The following is a 2,403-nucleotide window of genomic DNA, read 5'->3' as shown; positions in this document are numbered from 1 at the left end:
TGATCGCGCTCATCGAAAGTCCCCAGGTGTGCTCGTTGAAATTCCCCACCTGTGGGCTCGGTCAGTGTAGTGGTTGTCGGGTGCCGGTGGCGGCTCTGCGGAGGGTTTCGGCGGCGGCGTGGTGATCGCGCAGGCGGTAGGAGTCGCCGTCGAGGTTGATGACCACTGAGCGGTGCAGGAGGCGGTCGAGCATGGCGGCGGCGACGGTGGTGTCGCCGAGGATTTCGCCCCAGGCCCCGACTCCGCGGTTGGTGGTGATCACGATGGATGTTTTCAAATATCGTTGGGAGACAACCTGAAACAACGCGGATGCTGCTTCGGCGGGCAGTGGCAGGTAGCCGAGTTCGTCGATGACCAGCAGGCCGGGGCCGGCGAAGAAGCGCATGGTGGTGGCCCAGCGGCCTTCGATGGCGGCGCGGTGACAGCGTGCGGCCAGGTCGGCGGCGGTGGTGAAGTAGGTGCGATACCCGGCGTGGGCGGCTGCGCGTGCCAGGCCGACCGAGAGGTGGGTTTTGCCGGTGCCGGGTGGTCCGATGAGCAGGATGTTGGTGGCTGATTCCAGGTAGCGGCAGGTGCCCAGTTCGTCGATGAGGGGTCGGTCGATGCCCGAAGCGGCGTCGACGTCGAAGTCATCCAGGGTGGCCGGGGTGGGCAGGCAGGCGAACCGCAGCCGGCCGGCCAGCCGCCGGGCGGTGCTGGCGTCGACCTCGACGGCCAGCAGGCGTTCCAGGGCGGCGGTGAGCGACAGGTTCTCGGCGGTGGCCGCATCGAGCACGGCTGGCAGCGCTTCGGCGGCGGCGGTCAGTTTGAGTTCGGCCAGATGCGAGCGCAACTGCTGGTAGCGGGAGGCCGCCGTCGCCGGCGATTCGGTGACGGGCGTCTTGATGGTGCGTGTGGTGCGGGTCATTTGATGGTCCTGTTCTGTGCGGCCCGCTCATAGGCGGACATGTCGATGACGTTGGCTTCACTTGCTGCAGTGGAGGATTCGATTCGGTAGGGGCTGTCGCCATGGTGCTGGCGCAGTCGTGCGGCAGCGGCTTTGGCGGCGTCCCCGGGTGGGATACGTTCCTTGCGGCGGTGCGGGCGCCCACTGGTGGCGGTGGTCATCGCGGCGGCTTGCAGGGCGATGACGTGGCCACCGTCGCGGACCATGACACCGAGCCCGTCGGCGGCTAGCCGATGCCGGGCCACCACAACCCCGCCGGCGGTCGCGATGTCGATGAACTCACCGCCAACGGGACAGCTCACCGTCACCTGCGTACCGGCCAACTCCGGGGGTACCGAGTAGCGGTTGCCGCGGTAGGACACCAACGCCTGGCGTGAGGCGGTGCGGGCCTCTGCCACGATCACCGGATACGGCACCGCCGGTGGCGGCCGTAGCGGTTCGGCCTGCGCCGCCACCGCGACCGAGGACCGCCCATCGGCGGTGGCCCGCAGGCGGGTGTCGCCACGTACCGTCGCGAACTTGTCGATGCTGGCCTGGGCGGCCTCGACGGTCATCTCGTCGGCCAGGGTGCGCCACCAACGCTGAGCGGCGGTGTGGTTGATCTTCTCCACCACGCCCTTTCGGTTGCCGCGCCGCGGCGGGCAGATCGCCACCGACACCCCATAGTGTTTGGCCACCCCGGCAAACGACGCCGACAACCGACCCGAACCCGGGTCGCAGACCGTGGCCATCCGATCGAACCGCCACACCCTGCTGACCCCGCCCAAGCTGCGGATGACCCGATCGAGACCGGCGATCAAGTGCGGCTGGTCCTCCGACGCCGACAACACGGCCCGCCACTTGCCGGAGTATGCCAGGGAACCGACCAGCAGGTGCGCGGTCTTACCCCATCCCCACGATGCCGGCGGATTCGGCAATTCCAGCCAATCCCACTGGGTTTCATCCCCCGGGACATGATCGATCACCGCATTCGGCCGCTCGGTGACGCCACGGCAGGCATCGCAGGCCGGCCGCAGATCACGGTTGCGGATGTTGCGGGTCAAACTCTGATACGACAGCGCAAACCCCAGCTCGACCAACTCGTCATGCAGGGTCTGGGCCCACAGATGCGGATCCTCGGCCAGTCGCGCGGTGACGTAATCGGCGAACGGGTCGAACCGGTCCGGGGCCGACCTGACGCGCACACCAGGGGTACGTTTCCCCGACAGATAGTCCCGCACCGTTTTGCGGTCCCGACCCACGTGCCGGGCAATCGCTGCGATCGTCCAACCACGCTGGTGTAGGGCATGTACTTCCACATCTTCCTCCCGTGTGAACATGAGAAAGCGGGCCTCCTTCGACTGGAACTGTTGGCGTCAGACACCAGCAGCATCGAAGGAGGCCCGCCCTTCTCGGCGGAGCCACACGGGTGGGGAATTTCAGTGAGCGTCAGTGGGGAATTTCAGCGAGCGCCATCA

2 protein-coding genes are annotated in these 2,403 nt (G+C 67.5%); both read right to left on the bottom strand.

From position 1 onward, the window contains the following. Window positions 1–61: 61 nt before the first annotated feature. The gene (gene istB / locus N416_RS0120055; RefSeq protein ID WP_024443881.1) at window positions 62–907 is read right to left on the bottom strand and encodes an IS21-like element helper ATPase IstB; all 846 of its coding nucleotides are present in this window, start codon (window positions 905–907) and stop codon (window positions 62–64) included. After that, window positions 904–2,265 carry a DDE-type integrase/transposase/recombinase gene (locus N416_RS0120050; protein WP_024443880.1) on the bottom strand — a complete coding sequence of 454 codons (1,362 nt, stop codon included), beginning with the start codon at window positions 2,263–2,265 and terminating at the stop codon, window positions 904–906. The genes istB and N416_RS0120050 overlap by 4 nt, the downstream gene beginning before the upstream one ends. Between the last annotated feature and the right edge of the window lie 138 nt (window positions 2,266–2,403).

This window comes from Mycobacterium sp. UM_WGJ, assembly GCF_000455125.1.
Taxonomy (GTDB): domain Bacteria; phylum Actinomycetota; class Actinomycetes; order Mycobacteriales; family Mycobacteriaceae; genus Mycobacterium.
This window is presented reverse-complemented; position numbering and strand designations above follow the sequence as displayed.

Excerpts from the sequence above, each read along its gene's own strand:
- N416_RS0120050 (WP_024443880.1), bottom strand. The coding sequence starts at position 2,265 with ATGTTCACACGGGAGGAAGATGTGGAAGTACATGCCCTACACCAGCGT.
- istB (WP_024443881.1), bottom strand. The coding sequence starts at position 907 with ATGACCCGCACCACACGCACCATCAAGACGCCCGTCACCGAATCGCCG.